The organism is Corynebacterium sp. HMSC074C11, from assembly GCF_001809455.1.
Classification (GTDB): domain Bacteria; phylum Actinomycetota; class Actinomycetes; order Mycobacteriales; family Mycobacteriaceae; genus Corynebacterium; species Corynebacterium amycolatum.
The window spans coordinates 1-222 of record NZ_KV797733.1 but is presented as its reverse complement, the minus strand read 5'-3'; the positions used below and the strand labels follow the sequence as shown (position 1 = coordinate 222).

Here is a 222-nt window from a genome sequence, read left to right as displayed (position 1 = left end):
GACGTTGAGATGCCGGAGCTCGGCGAATCCGTCACCGAAGGCACCATCACCACCTGGCTGAAGAAGGTCGGCGACACCGTCGAGGTCGACGAGCCGTTGCTCGAGGTTTCCACCGACAAGGTCGACACCGAAATTCCGTCCCCGGTCGCAGGCACCCTGCTCGAGGTCCTCTACGACGAAGACGACACCGTTGACGTCGGCGAGGTCATCGCTCGCGTTGGC

General features: G+C 63.5%; 1 protein-coding gene. It reads left to right on the top strand.

Features of this window, described 5'->3' with window-relative positions; translation table 11 throughout:
* A partial coding sequence (locus HMPREF2614_RS06460) for a biotin/lipoyl-containing protein (protein ID WP_305763966.1) occupies nt 1–222 on the top strand: 222 nt, incomplete at both ends.